12 protein-coding genes are annotated in these 19,337 nt (G+C 42.6%); 5 read left to right on the top strand and 7 right to left on the bottom strand.

The window, feature by feature from the left end; all coding sequences use genetic code 11:
* Window positions 1-129: 129 nt before the first annotated feature.
* The 3 genes from V7L01_RS19805 to V7L01_RS19795 all read right to left on the bottom strand — a co-directional run bounded on the left by V7L01_RS19805 (window position 130) and on the right by V7L01_RS19795 (window position 7,284).
* Window positions 130-3,321, bottom strand: a complete 3,192-nt coding sequence (locus V7L01_RS19805; RefSeq protein ID WP_335037599.1) for an efflux RND transporter permease subunit — start codon at window positions 3,319-3,321, stop codon at window positions 130-132.
* 232 nt (window positions 3,322-3,553) lie between these two features.
* On the bottom strand, window positions 3,554-5,140 hold the full coding sequence (locus V7L01_RS19800) for an efflux RND transporter periplasmic adaptor subunit (protein WP_335037597.1): 1,587 nt from the start codon (window positions 5,138-5,140) through the stop codon (window positions 3,554-3,556).
* Between the two features lie 854 nt (window positions 5,141-5,994).
* Complete coding sequence (locus V7L01_RS19795) at window positions 5,995-7,284, bottom strand: glycosyltransferase family 4 protein (protein WP_335037595.1); 1,290 nt, start codon at window positions 7,282-7,284, stop codon at window positions 5,995-5,997.
* Window positions 7,285-8,549: 1,265 nt separating this feature from the next.
* On the opposite strand from V7L01_RS19795, the gene glyS reads away from it, so the two are divergent.
* Window positions 8,550-10,703: a glycine--tRNA ligase subunit beta gene (glyS, locus tag V7L01_RS19790; RefSeq protein ID WP_335037592.1), complete on the top strand. Its 2,154-nt coding sequence runs from the start codon at window positions 8,550-8,552 to the stop codon at window positions 10,701-10,703.
* Between the two features lie 85 nt (window positions 10,704-10,788).
* Complete coding sequence (gene murD / locus V7L01_RS19785) at window positions 10,789-12,321, top strand: UDP-N-acetylmuramoyl-L-alanine--D-glutamate ligase (protein WP_335037590.1); 1,533 nt, start codon at window positions 10,789-10,791, stop codon at window positions 12,319-12,321.
* A 129-nt stretch (window positions 12,322-12,450) separates the two neighbouring features.
* Here murD and V7L01_RS19780 read toward each other — a convergent pair whose 3' ends face one another.
* Complete coding sequence (locus V7L01_RS19780) at window positions 12,451-12,675, bottom strand: type II toxin-antitoxin system HicB family antitoxin (RefSeq protein WP_335037588.1); 225 nt, start codon at window positions 12,673-12,675, stop codon at window positions 12,451-12,453.
* A 243-nt stretch (window positions 12,676-12,918) separates the two neighbouring features.
* Between V7L01_RS19780 and argS the strand changes: the two genes are divergently transcribed.
* The 3 genes from argS (at window position 12,919) to V7L01_RS19765 (ending at window position 15,883) form a co-directional block, all read left to right on the top strand.
* On the top strand, window positions 12,919-14,673 hold the full coding sequence (argS, locus tag V7L01_RS19775) for an arginine--tRNA ligase (RefSeq protein ID WP_335037586.1): 1,755 nt from the start codon (window positions 12,919-12,921) through the stop codon (window positions 14,671-14,673).
* A gap of 150 nt (window positions 14,674-14,823) precedes the next feature.
* Entirely contained in the window at window positions 14,824-15,387 is a 564-nt protein-coding gene (locus tag V7L01_RS19770; RefSeq protein ID WP_335037584.1) for a Uma2 family endonuclease, read from the top strand.
* Window positions 15,368-15,883, top strand: a complete 516-nt coding sequence (locus tag V7L01_RS19765) for a cobalamin biosynthesis protein (protein ID WP_442936996.1) — start codon at window positions 15,368-15,370, stop codon at window positions 15,881-15,883. The genes V7L01_RS19770 and V7L01_RS19765 overlap by 20 nt, the downstream gene beginning before the upstream one ends.
* A gap of 233 nt (window positions 15,884-16,116) precedes the next feature.
* Here V7L01_RS19765 and V7L01_RS19760 read toward each other — a convergent pair whose 3' ends face one another.
* From V7L01_RS19760 to V7L01_RS19750, 3 genes are all read right to left on the bottom strand, one after another.
* A complete protein-coding gene (locus tag V7L01_RS19760) occupies window positions 16,117-16,470 on the bottom strand; it encodes a phage holin family protein (protein WP_335037582.1) in 354 nt (117 codons plus the stop codon).
* Between the two features lie 377 nt (window positions 16,471-16,847).
* Window positions 16,848-17,876 carry a peptidoglycan-binding domain-containing protein gene (locus V7L01_RS19755; protein WP_335037579.1) on the bottom strand — a complete coding sequence of 343 codons (1,029 nt, stop codon included), beginning with the start codon at window positions 17,874-17,876 and terminating at the stop codon, window positions 16,848-16,850.
* Window positions 17,877-17,966: 90 nt separating this feature from the next.
* Window positions 17,967-19,238 carry a M16 family metallopeptidase gene (locus V7L01_RS19750; protein ID WP_335037577.1) on the bottom strand — a complete coding sequence of 424 codons (1,272 nt, stop codon included), beginning with the start codon at window positions 19,236-19,238 and terminating at the stop codon, window positions 17,967-17,969.
* Between the last annotated feature and the right edge of the window lie 99 nt (window positions 19,239-19,337).

Genomic DNA, 19,337 nt, shown 5'->3' with positions numbered 1-19,337 from the left:
GTTAGTTAGCGGCAATAGATAGTAAAAAAAGCCCCCCTTTTTAAGGGGGGTTGGGGGGATCTTCGCAGGGTAAACAAGCTAACCGAACTGTGTCTAAACGACAGAGAACAATTAATTACGAATTACGAATTAATCCTCAGCTTTTGCTGAATATGCAACAGTTTTCCCATCCAATGACATACCTTCTGTTTGCAGTTCTTGATGCCGATTTGGTTTGATAAAGCGCTCTGTCGTCGTCTTAATAACGATATACAAAATTGGCACTACAAACAAACTCAAAAAAGTTGCGATTAACATCCCACCAAAAACGGCAGTTCCTAAAGATTGACGACTACCTGCTCCTGCACCTGTGGAATTAGCCAAGGGGAAAATTCCTAAAAGAGTAGCAAAGGCAGTCATCAAAATTGGGCGTAACCTTTCTTGTGAAGCTTCAATTACTGCTTTAGTCATCGAAAGACCTCGATCTCGCAATTGGTTAGCAAACTCCACAATCAAAATAGCGTTCTTACTAGCCAAACCAATCAACATTACTAGACCAATTTGACAGTAAACATCATTAGAAAAACCCCGTAATGATTGAGCTACAAGCGCTCCAAAAATAGCTAAGGGAACTGACAACAGAATGATAAAGGGGTCAATGTAGTTTTCGTATTGAGCAGCTAGCACCAAAAATACAAATACCAATCCTAATCCAAAGATCAGGGGTGCTAAACCACCAGAATCTATTTCTTCTAATGCAGTCCCTGACCATTCATAGCCATAACCTGCTGGTAAAACTTCTTTAGCAACTTGTTCCATTGCTTTAATTGCGTCTCCAGAACTAGAGCCAGGGGCGGCGGCACCATTAATTTCAATTGAGCGGAACAGATTGTAGTGATTTATCGTTTGCGCTCCCACAGTCGGAGTAACTGTGACTAAGTTACTTAAAGGAATCATTTGATTCTTTTGAGAACGAACGTATAGTTTCTCAATATCTTTTGGGTTGGAACGATGCTGTTGATCTGCCTGGATATACACCCGGTAATTGCGCTGCTGGAGATTGAAATCATTTACATATTGCGATCCCAAAGCAGTTTGTAAAGTACTGAAGACATCATCTATGGAAACTTGCAATGATTTGGCTTTATTGCGGTCTACTTCCACAAACAATTGTGGTGTATCTGCGGCAAAGGTGCTAAATACAGCTTGTAATCCTGGTGTTTGATTAGCTTTACCTAGCAACTTACCCATCGACTGCACCAAATTTTCTAAGCCACTGTTACCTCTGCGGTCTTGCAGTTGAAAAACAAAGCCGCCAAAGTTGCCTAAACCCTGAATTGCTGGGGGGTTCACAGGGAAAACTCTGGCTTCTGGGATTGCCATTAACTTCCCTTGCAAGCTGCCAATAATCGCCTGTACTGATTGATCGGGTTTTGAGCGCTCATCCCATGATTTTAAAGTGGTAAATATGATGCCGCTATTGGCGGTGCTACCACTAAAACCAAATCCTCCGATCGCAAAAGTCCCCACTACTTCAGGAATTTTCAGAATTTCTTTTTCTACCTGTGCAATCACATCGCTGGTATATTGCAACGAAACCCCTTGCGGCCCTTGGATAATTGTGATGAAGTAACCTTCGTCTTCATCGGGTAGAAAAGCTGTCGGTACTGTCATGTAGAGCCAAGCAGTCATTCCCAAGGAAACAATAAACAACCCAATCACAATACCTTTGATGCGTGCGAGAAAGGTAAGCGATCGCTTATAACTATGCTGTACCCAGTCGAGAAAGCGATTTATCTGGCCAAAAATCCAACCCAGCCAGCCTGAAGGTCTTTGTCCTTGACGCAGCAACACTCCACACAAAGAAGGTATCAGAGTCAAAGCCAAAAAAGTCGAAATCGCAATGGAAAAGGCGATCGTCAGCGCAAATTGCCGATAAAGTGCGCCTGTGGTTCCTGGAAAGAACGCCACTGGTATGAACACCGCCATCAATACTAGTGAAGTGGCAATAACCGCGCCAAACAGTTCCCTCATTGATTCACTAGCGGCTCGGCGAGGACTAATTCCTTTATCCTGAATAAAACGGCTGATTTGCTCTACTACAATAATCGCATCATCTACCACCATCCCTGATGCTAAAGTCAGACCAAACAAAGTCAAACTATTAATTGAAAAGTTAAAAACTTTGACGAAGCCAAATATCCCAATGAAGGAAAGCGGAATAGTAATTGCGGGAATTAAGGTAGTTCGCCAGTCCTGCAAAAACACAAAAATTACAATTACAACCAACACCACCGATTCAATCAGGCTCTTAAGCACTTCTGCCATCGACTCTTCGACAAACGATGTCGTGTCAAAAGCTACCTGATATTTCATTCCTGGGGGAAAACTTGGAGCTAATCGCGCAATTTCGGCTTTGACTCCCTTGGCTACATCCAAGGCATTACTACCAGGAACCTGATAAATTCCTAAACCAACAGCATCTTTACCACGAAATCGCAGAAATGAACTGTAGTTTTCTGCACCCAGTTCTGCTCTACCGACATCTTTGAGCTTGACTAATGTGCCATCATCTCCAGTTTTGAGGACAATTTCTTCAAATTCTGCTGGTTCTGCTAATCGGCTAGCAGCACGCACATCAAGTTGATACCTTTGTCCTTCAGGAGCAGGTTCTTGTCCAATTCTCCCTGCACCAACTTGCAAGTTTTGTTCAGATAAAGCATTCGCTACATCCTGAGTTGTTAGCCCCCGATTGGCAAGGCGGCTTGGATCTAACCACAAACGCATTGCATAGCGGCGTTCACCAAAAATTTGAACGTTGCTCACACCTTTGACTCTTTTTAAGGCATCTGCTAAGTAAAGGTCGGCATAGTTACTTAAGAATGTATTGTCGTACTCTTTATTTTCAGCAAATAAACCAATCGCTAAGAGAATGTTGCTAGATTCTTTCGATACCCGCACTCCTGTGCGCTGTACAGAATCGGGTAGTTGTGGTTGGGCAACAGAAACACGATTTTGCACATCCACAGCCGCAATATCTTTATCACGCGATGAATCGAAGGTGGCTGTAATGGTACTAGTACCATCGTTACTGCTGCTGGAAGTGAGATATCTTAGTCCCTCAACCCCGTTGATTTGCCTTTCTAAGATATTTGTCACTCCGTTTTCTACGACTTCTGCACTAGCTCCGCTATAGTTGGAAGTTACAGTGATTTGGGTGGGACTAATTTCTGGGAATCTTGCGATCGGTAGTGACGGAATACTGATTAATCCTGTTAAAAGGATGATAATCGCGCAGACCGACGCAAAGATTGGCCGCTTAATAAAAAAGTCAACAAACATAGTTTAATAAATTGGGCATTGGGTATTTGGCATTTGGCATTAGTAATTGGGCATGGGGCATTAGTTAGGCAACTCCAAAAAATAGATCGTCCAATTTTTAGAATCAAAACGACTTTTCCTCCCCCTGCCCCCTGCCTTAAAAGCGATGGGATAATTTTTTATTTGGAAGATCCCTTATTCTTTCTCCCCGTGCCTCCCCTGCTCCCTCTGCTCCCCCTGCTCCCGTCTTCAACTAAGACTTCTTACTACCCACTTCTTCTGGTGCAGGAGTAATGGGAGCGCCATTAGTTAGGTTGAGAATACCAGAAACAACAATTTTGTCTCCAGCTTTTATTCCTTCGATAACTTGATAATTATTCCCCTCAATAACTCCCAATTTCACAGGTTTCTGTTGAGCTACTAGTTTAGGCCCTTCAGGTTTAGAATTTTCTGCTGGTGCTTGAGCTACAAACACAAAAGTCTCCCCACCCAGGCGAGATACTGCTGTAACTGGAATTAAGATTCCCGGACGTTGGTTCCAGATCACTTTGGTTTGCACTGACTGACGATTGACTAGTTGACTTCTAGAATTACCAAAGTTGGCTTTAGCCAAAACTGTCTGCGAATCTAAACTTGCATCTGGAGAGATGAAACTTACCTTACCCCTTGCTGTAGGTTTGCCTTGGGCGTCCAGCATTTGCACAGGTAATCCCAAGCGCAGCCTTTTGGCTTCGGCTAGCGGAACGGAAATATTCAGTTCTAAAGAGTCATTTCTAGTCAGTGTAGTGAGCTGATCTGCTTTTTGCACATAATCTCCCACCCTTGCTGGAATATCACCAACAATACCAGTGAAAGGTGCAAGGACTTTTGTGTATTGCAGTTGGACTTGAGCAGCTTGGACTTGGGCCGCTGCTTGAGTTACTTGCGATCGCGCTTGAGCTATTTCTTCTGGGCGGGAACCATTTTCTAGTTGTCTTAAGTTTTGTTTCTGTTGTTCCAGGGCACCAGCTAGTTCATTAATACTAGAATTTCTGCTTTGGCGGACTTGGGCTAGGCGTTTTTGGGCTAAGACAAGGGCAGCTTCAGCACTTTGCTGTTCTTTGACATATCCTTCTAAGACATCTTGGGAAACTGCACCCTCTTTTCTCAATTGTGAGTATCGTTTGGCTCGTGATTGTGCTAGTTCTAGATCGGATTTAGCTGATTGAATTTGAGCTTCAGCTTGAGCAATTTCTTCTGGTTGCGATCCCGATTGGGCATCTCTAAAGCGAGCTTGGGCTTGAGCTAACTGCGCTCTAGCTTGAGCAACTTCTTCTTTTCGCGTACCTGCAACAAGTTCAGCAAGACGTGCCTGGGCTTGTTGCAGTGAGCCTCTAGCTTGTAATAATTGAGCTTGGACATCATCACTTTGCAGATTAATAATGGGTTGCCCTTGTTGAACGCGGTTGCCCTCTTTGATGAAAATCTCGGTAATTCGTCCTTCAACCTGTGGCTTGATGATTACCGAACGTGGAGCCTCTAAAGAGCCAATAAACTCCGAACTTTCCTGCACAGTTTCAGTTTCCACAGTTACTAGCTTGACGGGAATTGCCATCGGTTGACCAGCTGGTGCTCCAGCACCTGATGGTGCATTATTAGCATTGCTAGTTTGCCACCAGCGCCAACCAAAACCAACACCTGCAATTAACACGATAATCCCCAACAGCAAAGGCCAACGCCGTTTTCGAGGTGGCTTAGGCGATCGCTCTGGCAATGGTTGCGATTCTTGATTAGAATCAATAACAGCAGGCTGTTCTATTTCAATAGGAACTTGAGAGTCAGGGAACTCAGAATGGGTCATCTTTGATTTTCTCGTCTTGTGGATTTAAACTTGGGCAATCTACGTCTTCGCTAAAAAAAAAGCATTACATTATTTGAATAGTTTGTTAGCCCTTTTTTCTCTATCTTGCTGAGAAATATGTTTGGGTATTTGGGCGATCGCTCACGATATCCACCACCTTAAACGAATAAATATCGTTCACCACATTATGGTTAATTTGTACATTGCTAACTCCGATAAATTATTTATATGTGTAATTTATAAAACTCTGCTAGAAAGCATAAACCCTTGGTATTCGCTCAGAGATAAAGCACGCTTAAATGTCAGGTTCATCTTGTTGCAGGCGAATCAATTGAAGCTCCAGGCTCCTTAAATGGCAAAGTGCTAATACCGAGCACAAATAAATTCACACAAGTTTCCATGAGCATTTGCAAGCGCTTGCTTGCACATGTAAGTGGTTGCTTGCATTATAACCACATAGAAAAAATATTGGTATAGGGTAGGTACAAATGAGTTTATCCCTCTCAAGTCGTAATGAATACTGATCTTAGGGAAGATAAGGGTATGGAGCGATGTCTTATCTGCGATCGCGCAGGGTGTCGCAGACAGACGCTAGGCGAATGGTGGGCTACGCCTACGCTGATTAATTCAGCTTTATTAAGCAAGTTTGCGAGTTTCATCGAATTATCCCCACTAAAAAAGAGGCGCGATCGGTGTTCTCTAATATAGATTCTTCTTTTTGAAGAATCTTAACTTCCTACACTTAGGTCACCCGATCGGTTGATTTTTAACTCACCCAAATGGGTGATTTAATTTTCTCTAATTAAGGTTTTGTTATATGGCCGAGCCAGCAATCCCTAAACCCCAATGCTCTTTCAACCATCCACAACTGATTTTTTAGAATCCAATTTCGGCAAGATACCCACAGTTGATTTTCGGTTAGCAACAATATGATAAAAGAGCCACTCATAGCGATCGAGTGCTTGCTCCAAGGAATAGTTTTCTTCGGCAAACTGTCTTCCGGCTTTACCTAGCCTTGCCCCTAGAGCCGGATTAGCATATAAATCATACACCGCAGCCGCCACTGCATCGGGTGATTCTGGCTCAACAATTATCCCACCACCACTGAGTTGGATTGCTTTAGCAGCAGTACCAGTGGCGGGAACTGAACCCACAATCGGGCGACCACTTGCCAACAGTAGTGGTATTTTTGAAGGCATATTGAACGAAATCACATTGCGCTTTTGCACAATCAGCCCGACATCAGATGCTGCTAGCATTTCGGGTAGTTTTTCTCGCGCCTGCAACGGTAGCAGCAAAACATTATCTGCTCCATTTAATAGACAATATTCCTGCAACCTTTGCAATGCTCTTGATTCGCCAACAATGACAAAGACAATCTCTCGGATATGACGCAAGCAAACTGCTGCTTCTATTACTGTTTCTAAACCTTGTGTTAGAGCAATGTTGCCTGAATAAAGTACTACAAATTTCCCATCCAGTTGATGGCTAGATATCCAAGAGTTGTTCTCTTTCGGTAAGGGATGGATGAAATTTACATTCACCCAATTGGGAATACAAACGATTTTATTAACAGGTACTCCTTTATTCACTAAATTCTCACGAAACCCATCGGCGATAACAGTAATAGTGTGTGCAGTCCGATATGCAAATTTCTCTAGGGCTGCAAGAGTTCGGATCATCCACTTATTTTTCAATAACCCAATACGCACGGCAGCTTCTGGTAAAATATCTTGCACATTCAGAACTACTGGGCAGTTGTATAACCAACCAAACATTGTTGCTGGCAACGTACCGAATAGAGGCGGAACTGTTAAGATAATCACATCCGGGCGTCTGCCTTTAAAGGCTTGGGGTAAGCTCGTGAAAATAAAGCTCAACTCCAGCAACAGCCGATCTACGAGGTTAGGTTTAGACTTAATTCGCAGGTAACTTCGTTGAATGGTAACACCATTTTTTTGTTCAGTAACGTACCATTTACCCTGATACTCATCGTAAATCTCACGCTGAGGATAGTTGGGCATTCCGGTAATCACCCGCACTTGGTGGCCTCGCTTTACTAATCCTTCTGCCAATTCAGTCATTAAGGGAGCAATTCCAATTGGCTCTGGATGATAGTTGTAGGAATAGATTAAAATCTGCATGAGCTATATTTGTGAATTTCCTGAAGACAGCCTGAGATGAGCGGATCTATTGCTAATTTCAGTAGGCGCTGCTACTTTTATTACTTAATTTAGGTTGTGAACTAATTATGATTTTTTGAAATCACAACTGCAACCAAGACTATTTAATATTTTTTAATTTAAAAATTTTTAAATTGGATTTTAAGAATTATCAGTTATTAATTACTAATATTCCGCGATCGCTGTTAACTGATTTAAGTTTCTTATCATACGAATGATAAGTTTTCACTAATTTGAAGAATAATACAGAATTCAGAATCAATATCGTGGTAAATTCAGACCCGCCACTTTCTTACAAAGTGACGCTCTTACGTCACTAACAGATGCCTGGGGTAAGCTGTAAAGCCCCTACGGAGGAAGTCTCCGCTTTGACTTTGTGCTAATTGTAGACCACCAAATTTTAAATTTGGTAGGGCACTTAAATCCGTTTATTCATCTGCCAGCCACACAGAATTCAATTGAAGAATTCTGTTTTGTTTAAAGTCAATTTAATGTTTAAATTTACACTTAGGGGATTGTAGCATCATATTTAATCTCATGCATGAAACCCACATTCCAGCTTGTGAAGTGGCACATGAAGTATTTTTAAGCAATTCAGCATCCCACTTTTTTGAATAGTTCAAAGGCACTAACTTTTTAACGCTAGCGTCCTACGTAGCTTCGTATTTGCAGGTGTTAGCAAGAGAAAAAACTGCGATGTATCGCACACCTTGCTAGTTAGACTTGGAATCAACGGCTCGATCTGGACTGTAGCCAATAGCACAGATGTACGCCTACGCAACACTAATTGCAATAATAGTGGCGATTTTAGCGAAAATATTTTTCATTGTTATAACTCCAAAATTGATTTTACATCATGCAGATATCAATCTATATACAACACTACTTTTACGATATAAAGATGTATAAGTAAATACTGCATAAAACTGCGGTAGCAAATGTAATAAATTAATAAAGAGAAATAGTTTTTTTGTGAAGTTTTGCATAAAATCCCAAGTCATTTAACAAACCTAAGTTCGACTCGATCCATTTTAGGGATGTATCTGGCAAGGCTTAAGTAAGCCGGTAGAATAAAACCAAATTCGGTTATTGCTTAGGAGGCTCTTGGCTTTAAGAACTTTTCAAACTACAGTGTGGGGCTTCTGTCGGTTTCAGCTAAAAATCACGAGCGATCGCCTGATAATAACTGATAAAGTTGAGCTACGCAAAGTTGAAAACAGTGTCCTATGCCTGGGTTTCTATTAGAAGTTGGTACAGAAGAACTACCTGCAAGTTTTCTCAGTAATGCTTTAGTGCAATGGCAGGAGCGCATTCCCCAAAGCCTGGAAGCAAACAGCCTCAAGGGCGAAAGTGTCCAGGTGTACGGTACTCCTCGGCGGATGGCGGTAGTAATTAAAGGTCTACCATCTCAGCAACCAGACCGAGAAGAAGAAATCAAAGGGCCCCCCGCCCAAGCCGCCTTTAAAGATGGTCAGCCGACAGCAGCAGCAGCAGGTTTTGCCAAAAAGCAAGGTGTGGAAGTGGATGCGCTGTTTGTTCGCCCCACTGACAAAGGGGAATTTGTATTTGTGCAAAAAAGAATTCCCGGTCGTCCTGTGGCGGAAATTTTGACAGAACTTATTCCCCAATGGATTTGGGGTTTGGAAGGTAAGCGGTTGATGCGTTGGGGGAATGGGGATGCAAGGTTTTCCCGACCAATTCGCTGGCTGGTAGCTTTATTAGATGATACGGTGCTGCCTTTAGAATTAGTGAATGGTTCTAAAACGATTCAGAGCGATCGCATTTCTCAAGGTCATCGGGTCTTACATCCTGAACCTGTGACAATTGCCCAAGCTACTGATTATGTTACCGCCCTCAAGTCTGCTTATGTCACCGTTGATCCAGAAGAACGGGCAAATATTATCAAGGAGCAAGTAAAGGCAGTAGCAGAGAATTTAGGCGGGTATACAGTAATTTATCCCGATTTGTTAGAGGAAGTAACCAATCTTGTAGAATATCCTTCTACAGTTGTCGGTAAATTTGAACCAGAGTTTTTGGAATTACCAACTGAGGTAATTACTGAAGTCATGGTTACTCATCAGCGTTATTTCCCTATATTCAAACCAGGTAGTTTTGAGCAAGAATTATTGCCCAATTTCATCACCATTTCTAACGCCGATCCCAAGAAATCAGATATTGTTGCTGTAGGTAATGAAAGGGTAATTCGTGCCAGATTAGCTGATGGCAGATTTTTCTACGAAGCTGATTTAACTAAGCCAATAGATAGCTTTTTACCGCAGTTAGAAAAAGTCACTTTCCAAGAAGAATTGGGTTCGGTGCGTGCCAAGGTAGATAGAGTAGTTAAGATTGCCGAACGAATAAGCACCCAATTAGAATTAGCGGAAGATCAAAGCCAAAGAATTCAACGTGCTGCTTTATTATGTAAAGCAGACTTGGTTACTCAAATGGTGTATGAATTCCCGGAATTACAAGGCATCATGGGAGAAAAATATGCCTTAGCTAGTGGTGAAGATGCTGAAGTCGCAAAGGCAATTTATCAACATTATTTGCCAACAGGAGCAAGTGATAATTTCCCCGAAACGCTCACGGGTCAAATTGTCGCTTTGGCAGATAGATTAGATACTTTGGTGAGTATCTTTGGTTTAGGTTTAATTCCTTCTGGCTCGTCCGATCCCTTCGCCTTACGCCGTGCTGCTAATGCTGTAGTTAAAATTACTTGGTTTTATAATTTGCCGATAAATTTAGATGATTTATTAGCGCAAATAGCCACAGATTTTGCAGCAAAATATCATAAAGAACAGGCATCATTAACCGCAGCATTACAAGAGTTTTTCTTACAACGCATCCGCACTTTACTGCAAGAAGAAAAGCAGATTGATTACGACTTAGTAAATGCAGTTTTGGGAGAAAATGACCCAGAATACACAGAACGGACGTTAACAGATTTATTGGATGTCCGCGATCGCGCCTTATACTTACAACAAATCCGCAATGACAGTACCTTAGATAACATCTACGAAACCGTTAACCGTTCCACACGATTAGCTGCCCAAGGTGATTTGGATACAAAAGAGCTAGAACCAACAACCGTAGTTCGTCAAGAATTATTCCAAAAACCTTCTGAGGTAGCTTTGTATAATGCCTTAATCGAATCAGTACCCCAAACTCAAGCAGCACAGCAGACACGAAATTATCAACTATTAGTAGCAGCACTAGCAAAAATTGCTCCGACAGTTAGTAACTTCTTTGATGGCCCAGATAGCGTATTAGTTATGGACTCCGATCCAGAAGTTAAACGTAATCGATTACACTTACTTGGATTAGTTCGCAATCATGCCCGTGTTTTAGCTGATTTTGGTGCGATCGTCAAAAATCTGTAGCGTAGGTCAACAAAAAGTTGTGTCATTTTTGCCAATAAACGCTAGTATAGGGAGTGCTTAACCAGGGACACTCTGCTTGCAATCTATGTCCAGAGCTACTGTAATTGGATTGGGAAAGTCCGGTGTTGCTGCGGCGAGATTGTTGAAACGGGAAGGTTGGGAGGTAGAGCTGAACGATAGCAACACCTCCGAAACCCTCCTACAACAACAACAAGAACTCGCTGCCGAGCAAATAACCGTAAAACTAGGCCAATCCCTAGAATTGAATGGTGCTAATTTACCCCAATTAATAGTTGTTAGTCCTGGCGTGCCTTGGGATATTCCCGTATTAATCAAGGCACGCCAATTAGGTATTGAAACCATTGGGGAAATGGAACTCGCTTGGCGAAATTTGCGTTCGCTACCTTGGGTAGGAATTACTGGCACTAACGGCAAAACTACTACCACAGCTTTAATTGCTGCCATTTTTCAAGCAGCAGAATTAGATGCACCTGCCTGCGGTAATATTGGCTACGCCGCTTGTGATGTTGCCCTATCTTGGAAAGGGAGAGGGGCAGGGGGCAGGGAGCAGGGAGCAGGGGGAGCAGGGGAGGCAGGGGAAGCAGGGGAGGCATTTGATAATTCTTGTACAGACGCGATTAATCGCGTCTCTCCTAACTCCTCACTCGATTGGGTGATTGCGGAAATTAGCAGTTATCAAATAGAATCTTCTGTCTCTCTTGCACCGCGTATCGGTGTTTGGACGACTTTTACACCGGATCATCTTAGTCGCCATAAGACTTTAGAGAACTATTACAACATCAAAGCCAAGCTGTTGCGTCAGTCCGAATTGCAAGTGTTCAATGGCGATGATGCTTACTTGAGGCAGAAAGGTTTAAGTGCTTGGCCTGATGCCTATTGGACAAGTGTCAAAGGAAAAGATTTCCTGATTAGCGAAAAAGGCTTTTATATCGAAGACGGCTGGGTTGTGGAAAAGTTAACTGCAACCTCTGCACCAGAACCGATTGTGAAAGTATCTACTTTGCGGATGGTGGGCGAACATAATCAGCAAAATCTCTTGATGGCAGTAGCAACGGCACGATTAGCGGGAATTAATCGTGATGCGATCGCACGTGCTATTGTTGAATTCCCCGGTGTTGCCCATCGTTTGGAGCATATCTGCACTTGGCAAGGTATTGATTTCATTAACGATAGCAAAGCCACTAACTACGATGCTGCCGAAGTTGGTTTAGCATCCGTTAACAGTCCAGCGATTTTAATTGCTGGTGGAGAAGCCAAAGCAGGTGATGATACTGGCTGGCTAGCACAAATTCAAACCAAAGCTGCTGCTGTGTTATTGATTGGCTCTGCTGCACCCACATTTGCCCAACGCCTGCAAGAGGTGGGGTATTATTCTTACCATATTGTGGAAACTATGGAAAGAGCAGTTCCTAGAGCGGCAGAATTAGCTAAGGAGTATCAAGCGCCTGTGGTGTTGCTATCTCCGGCTTGTGCGAGTTTCGATCAGTACCCGAATTTTGAGGTGCGGGGCGATCGTTTCCGTCAGTTATGCCTTGATTGGACGCAAGCAGAAAAGTTTCAATACAACTCGATTCTTTCATCTCCTCTGCCTAATTAATTAACTGTGTGACTTACAGCTACAGAGTTAATTAATTATGTAACCTAAAAGTGCGGTGCGATCGCATCATTACATAGACTTCAATATTCTAGAAGGATTGTTTAGAGCTAATTTAGTGGTTGCCTATAATTATGTTTTGCTGTAGTTTGCAACTTCAACCTCATGAGCGATGCTTGTAGGTTTAGGAATAGGTAAACCATTTTCTAGCATTCCTTCTAGATGAAATTCAATAGCTTCTGCAATCATCTGCTTGACTTCTTCTAAGGTTGCACCTGTAGTTACACAACCTGGTAAATCAGGGACATAAGCAGAGTAATTACTATCCGCTTTTTCAATCACCACTACGTAATGCATTGCTGTTCTCCTTATAACTGTGCTTGCCTCCAAATACTACTGAGAGTACCAGGGGCTAAGTCGTCAGATATTTTAAGAGTACCAGTTGACACATCCACATTTGGCTTATCAGACTACAAGCGAAGGAGAGTAAGTGGTGGGGAGCGATCGCTTCATGAATCGAGTGGCTTAAAATGAAATGCTAAAGTTAATAATCAAGCTTTTCCAGAGCTACATTCTCTCTCTCCCAGATAAAATTTATATATGAACGCTACACAAGAAAAACTAAAAGTTCAGCTTGAACAGGCAATAGTTGCGGCTTTTGGCGCTGACTTGGCTGGAGTAGATCCAATTTTGGTTTCTGCTAGCAATCCTAAATTTGGTGATTATCAGGCGAATGTGGCTTTATCCCTGAGTAAAAAGTTAGGGAAGCAGCCAAGAGCGATCGCATCTGCGATCGTTGGTAAATTAGATGTATCCGAAATCTGCGAACCGCCAGAAATCGCTGGGCCAGGTTTTATCAATCTGAAACTGAAAACGGCATACCTGGAAGCACAACTGAATACGATTCAAGCCGATCCCAGATTGGGAATTCCAGCCGCGAAAACACCCAAGCGGGAAATTGTGGATTTTTCCAGTCCGAATATTGCCAAAGAAATGCACGTCGGACACTTGCGTTCTACGATTATTGGTGATTCCATCGCCCGGATTTTAGAATTTCAAGGACACGATGTTTTACGGTTAAATCATGTGGGTGATTGGGGTACGCAGTTTGGCATGTTAATCGCCTATCTGCGAGAAGTTTACCCAGATGCGCTTACCACCGCTAATGCTTTAGATATTGGTGATTTAGTCTCTTTTTACCGCAAAGCCAAACAACGGTTTGATACAGATGCAGCTTTTCAAGAAACAGCACGGCAAGAAGTCGTCAGATTACAAGCAGGCGCAGAAGATACACTCCATGCTTGGAAACTGCTGTGCGAACAATCACGGCAAGAGTTTCAAGTAATTTATGAGTTGCTGGATATCAAGTTAACTGAACGGGGCGAATCTTTCTATAACCGCTTATTACCAGAAGTTGTGGAAGATTTAGATAAATCTGGATTACTGGTAGAAAACCAGGGGGCTAAATGCGTTTTTCTGGAAGGGTTTAGAAATAGAGAAGGTGAACCTTTACCATTAATTGTGCAAAAATCTGATGGCGGCTATAACTACGCTACAACAGATTTAGCATCCCTCCGCTACCGGATTCAGCAGGATCGAGCAAAGCGGATAATTTATGTAACCGATTCTGGACAAGGAAACCACTTTGCCCAATTTTTTCAAGTAGCACGCAAAGCCGGCTGGATTCCCGATGATGTGGAATTAGTGCATGTGCCCTTTGGGTTAGTGTTAGGAGAAGATGGGAAGAAATTCAAAACTCGTTCTGGGGATACTGTTCGGTTGCGGGATTTATTAGACGAAGCTGTTTCTCGTGCCTATGCTGACCTAAAAACCAGATTACAAAAAGAAGAACGTCAAGAAACTGAAGAATTTATTAATGAAGTTGCTAGGGTAGTTGGGATTAGCGCAGTTAAATATGCAGACTTAAGCCAAAATCGCACCAGTAACTACATTTTCAGCTACGACAAAATGCTGGATCTTAAAGGTAATACTGCGCCCTATATGCTGTATGTTTATGCGCGGATTTATGGGATTAGCCGCAAGGGTGATATTAACTTTAAAGAGTTGGGAAACAATGCTGTTTTGTTGCAGCATGAAACAGAATTAGCGCTGGCAAAATATTTACTTCAACTGGATGAAGTTATTAGTAGTGTAGAGCAAGACTTACTCCCTAATCGTTTATGTGAGTATTTGTTTGAACTGAGTCAGAAGTTTAACCAATTCTACGATCGCTGTCCTATACTACAAGCCGAGGAACCACAGAGGACATCTCGCTTGGTTTTATGTGATTTGACTGCTAGAACTTTGAAGTTGGGATTGGAGTTGTTGGGAATTGAGGTATTGGAGAGGATGTAATTTTTTTTTAACGCATAGGCGCTTCGCCTTCCCGTAGGGTAGGTACGCCGAGGTAACGCAAAGGTACGCAGAGTAAGAGTTAAGCTGATTTTTTCTTTGTGTACTTTGCGGTTTTTTAATCAAAATTGCTGGACTTGGAGGCGATCGCAAATGGTACGGACACCATCAAAAAGCATAACTTTGGCAGAGTTTCTGAAGCTACCAGAAACGAAGCCTGCTAGTGAATATATCAATGGTGAAATTATTCAAAAACCAATGGCACAGGGAGAACATAGCACTATTCAAGGTGAACTGATTCTATTTATTAATGCTATATTGAAACCCCAAAGGGTTGCAAGAGCATATCCAGAACTGCGGTGTACTTTTGGTGGCAGATCAATTATCCCGGATGTAGCGGTATTTACTTGGGAGAGAATACCTCGCAAAGAAAATGGCAGGGTAGCAAATTTATTTTCAGCAGCTCCCGATTGGACAATTGAGATTCTATCACCTGACCAAAGACAAACGAAAGTTACAAAAAATATTCTGCATTGCCTGAATTATGAAACACAAATGGGTTGGCTGATCGATCCAGAGGAACAAACGGTATTTGTGTACATCCGCAATCAACAGCCAGTTATGTTGGATGAATTAGAAGCTTTACTCCCTGTGCCAGATTTCGCAAGTGAGTTGAGGCTGACTGTAGGAGATTTATTTGGTTGGCTGTTGGAGTAAACCAAATCCTGATGAATTGAATAAGGAAATACACCAAGTGCAACGGGTTTTATGGGTAGGAATTGGTTGTAAACGCGGAACCTCATGGCAGTTGATCGATCGGGCAATTGAGCAAATATTTCGAGAAAATCAACTTTTTCAAAGTGCGATCGCAGGTATTGCTACCATCGATATTAAAGCTTCAGAAGTTGGTTTAGTACAATTTTGCAACCTACGCAATTTGCCCCTAAAAATCTTTTCTGCCCAAATCCTTCGCTGTGTCTGTGTCCCCAACCCTGCCACAATTAGCGATCGCAAAGTAGGTACACCTAGCGTAGCAGAGGCAGCTGCTATTCTTGCAGCTACTCAAACCCCATTGTTAACTGCTTCCTCTTTTACCAGCACAGAAGCATTGGGAGTGAGATTCTTAGTTCCTAAACAAATTTTCCAGCTAGAAGGGCAACCCGGAGCGGTAACACTAGCTGTTGCCCAAGCCTCAAATATTATTAGTCATTAGTCATTAGTCATTAGTCATTAGTCATTAGTCATTAGTCATTAGTCATTAGTCATTAGTCATTAGTCATTAGCCAAAGTAACACTAGTACAGGTCGGCGGAAATAAACCTACCGTTTCATTACAGCCAGAAAGCTCAAAATTAAAGCATGTGTGACTTTTGGCTTTTGACTTCCGCCTTACGGTACTAGCTGTTGCCCAAGCCTCAAATATGAGTATTACAATTTACTAATTTTTCTAGTCAACAACTCTCAAAAAATAGTTAATTATGCTAGAAACAACAGCTAGCACAATTGAACCTAACAAAGCAGGTAAAAAGCCCTGAATCTCAAAACCAGAACCAGGAGTTAAGGCACTTGCCAACCAAAGGGTTAAAGCATTGATCACCAATGTAAATAAACCAAAGGTGAGCAAGGTAATTGGAAAGGTCAAAATCTGCAAAATTGGTCTAACAAATGCATTAACTAGACCAATAACAAGGGCAGCTATCAAGGCAGTCAGAAAATTCTTGATAAAGAATCCCGGAACGATATTAGCAGTCAAAAATAACGCCACCGCAGTACCAAGCCAGGTTAATAAAAAGTGTTGCATAAGTTTTTTTAGAGGAATTAGCAGTAAGTTTAATTAATTTGACTATTGCCAGTTGCGATCTGTAACACCATCAGGCGTAGTTGTATCTAGCTCTCAAAGTTGCTTTACTCTCTTATCAGCTCAACAGCAATGTAATTTTTCAGCGATCGCATAGAGATACTTTCGATCGGGGTATCTTTATCGTATTGCAGGATGTACCACGAATTAAATTCATTAATAATTATACGAGCAACAAAACTCTTACAGAGGTTTCTCAATGGAGAGAAACCTCTGTACCTAAATGAGGGCATCTAGCACTAGCAAGTTCCAAAGTCATTAAGGAAACTGCCAAAATTGCCCCATAGTGGATGGCAACTTTAGAATCAGCCTAACGGGGGCTAACGCCGCAAAAGAACCTCCCATGTAGAGCCACCAACTACGCCGTCAGGTTCTAAACCATAGCGCTTTTGTGCAGCTTGCACAGCTGCTTCGGTTGTCTCGCCAAAGTCTCCATCGGCATCCCCTTTCAAAAAACCAAGCTTTTTCAGTTGTTGTTGCAATTTAACAACTTCAGAACCACGTAATCCTACCCGCAAAATTGGCAATCCTTCTGAGGTGTATTGAATACCAGGGGTTCGCTTAGTAGTTGTGTTTGGCTGAGTTCGAGTAGTTTGTCCAGTCCGTGCAGTTGACTTTCGAGTAGTTGATGTAGTACGATTCGGAGTTTTCCGCGTGCTTGAAGTTGTAGGTTTTTTTGGGGTAGCGGGTCTTGGCTCAGGGCTAGTGGTAACTTGTGTTACAGCTTTTCTGGGGGTAGCAGGTCTTGGTTCAGAGCTAGTCGCAACTTGTGTTACAGCTTGTCTTGGGGGGTTGAGGTTAGGATTTGCAACGTTGGTGAGGTTGCTAGCTTGGGTTGGAACAGGAAAATTCGTAGCTGAGTTAAATCTTGGTTGGGATGAAGGGGCAGTTGATGCTGCTACTTGTTGATTAGGGAAAAGTCGTTGCCAAGTGCTGGCATCAACAATACCATCTGGCTTCAAGCCAGCGGCTTGTTTAAACCGGGCAACAGCATTGGCTGTATTCTCACTATATGTACCATCTACAGCGCCAGAGTAAAAACCCAAAAGTTTCAGAGCTGCCTGAAGTTCAGATACGCGTTCGCCTTGGCTACCAACTTTGAGGATAGGGCGGTTGATGCTATCTCCAGGATTTGCTTGGGCAATTTTTTGTGGCGCTGCTATTGATACTACAGGAGAGAAGGCAATGAGCAGAGGCGTAGTGGAGAACAAGAGTATTTCAATGGCTGAGAAAGATTTAGACCTTTTTGGCCACCAACCCTTTTGCCGTTTTTCCATTCTACAGCGGTTTACAGTTGGGTCTAGTAATTTTAAGTAACTCAAAATACTTGCTGTCAGGCTGCTTTGCATGGAATTTACTCCCAGAATATTCTCATGCTAATGGTACAGCCGCTTGACCTAAAAAACAGCTGCTGCATTATTACGATTGCACATTTTCGGTTACGCGATCGCTCGATTAATTGCTTCTTCTTGACCAACTAAAGACAAGTAAGGCTCTTTTAAATACTTACAAGCTGAAGCGATCGCATCTTTGGCACTCACCGCCGCAATCAATTCTTGGAACTTGGTATCAAAATCAATTCCTAAGCCCAAAATTTCATACCAACCGTATATCTGAGCAATTTGCCCGTTCGTTTGTTTACCCAAGGCATACTGCCCCAGGATCTTGTTTTTAGCGGCTTGGAGTGCGCTTTCGGATACTTCGTCGGTACACAATAAATCTACTTCTGTACGCAGTCCCTCTAGGGCGATGCTGGTATTCTCTGGCGCTGTACCCATATAAACTACAAATGAGGCTGGAAATAGCCTTGTGGAGTAAAAGGCGGATACTTCGTAAGCTAAACCTCGTTTTTCTCGTAATTCGACAAACAAGCGGCTAGAAAGCCCATTTCCTAAGTAGGTACACAGCAACTTCAGTGGGGCATAGTCAATAGAACTCACTGATGTTCCCAAATAACCAAGCATCACGATTGATTGTTGTGTCTGTACTGGCTTAACCCTTACCTGCGGTTCCACCTTAATCTCAGGTAAATTCAGTATTGGCAGTGTTTGGGCTGGCGCTTGCCAATCAGCAAAAACTTCTTCCACCAATGCTACCGCGTCTGTGGGTGTGACTCTACCAGCAATACTAATTACTACATTATCTGGACGGAAATAAGTTTGGTGATACTCGACTAAATCCGCACGAGTTAAGTGGCTCATGGTGGTTTCATCTCCCAGCACTGACATAGCATAGGGATGATTTTGGTACATTACCTGTCGCATTTGTTCAAAGGCGACATTGAACGGTTGCTCTTTTTGGGAACGAATATCCTGGAGTGCTAAACGCCGTTCTAGTTCCACTTGAGTTTCGGGAAAAGTAGGCGATCGCAAAATCCGCCCTGCCAATGTTAAAATTTCCCCAAAATCGGATGTTACCGTCTTGAAAGATAGCAAAAAATAATCAGTGCCAGCATCCGCGCTCAAACTCGCGCCTACAGACTCGACTTTTTCTGCAATTTCCAAACTAGAAAGTCCATCGCATCCCTTTGTCATCACTGCTGATAGCAAATGTGCCAACCCTGCTTGCTCCCGGTTTTCGTTACAGCTACCGGCACGCACAAAGATTCGCGCTGCAATAATGTCCGCAGCAGGGTTTTCTGCCACCAGCACGACAATACCATTGTTCAATACAGTGCGATGGATAGGCGATTTTTGCAGCAAGGTTGTCATTTATCGTTTGTCCTTTGTAATTTGTCCTACCCTGCGGGAAGCCGCAGAAGCGTCTATGTTATTAGTCATTTGTCTTTTGCTAATGACAAATGACAAATG

It is taken from the genome of Nostoc sp. (assembly GCF_036917095.1).
Classification (GTDB): domain Bacteria; phylum Cyanobacteriota; class Cyanobacteriia; order Cyanobacteriales; family Nostocaceae; genus Nostoc.
The sequence above is the reverse complement of the archived record's forward strand: the minus strand, read 5'-3'. Positions and strand labels throughout refer to the sequence as shown.